The sequence below is a fragment of the Bacillus sp. GbtcB10 genome, from assembly GCF_019091365.1.
Classification (GTDB): Bacteria; Bacillota; Bacilli; order Bacillales; family Bacillaceae; genus Bacillus; species Bacillus altitudinis.
Genome location: NZ_JAGXJP010000138.1, coordinates 1 through 272 on the forward strand (window position 1 = coordinate 1; position 272 = coordinate 272).

General features: G+C 34.2%; 1 pseudogene. It reads left to right on the forward strand.

Annotated features, from left to right (window positions below):
• Positions 1-272: pseudogene (locus KVT11_RS19890) on the forward strand (hypothetical protein); the annotation flags it as partial.

Consider the following 272-nt stretch of genomic DNA (forward strand, 5'->3'; position numbering starts at 1 on the left):
TACTAATCCTAAAGAATTATTATCTCGCCTACTTATTTCAACAACAATCCCAGGAGAAGACACTGAACGATTCTTCTTAGTTGGCGACGAAGCTGGAAAACATGCATTAGCTAACAATCATGTCAATAAACTCCATGATAAAATTACAAGTCCTATCCCTTACGTAATGTTCTTATCAGCTGTTTCTTTCTATCATGCTATTAATGAAACTCGTGAATCAGATGACAACACAGTTGAAATTGAATATTTCCAAACAATGTTACCTATATGGT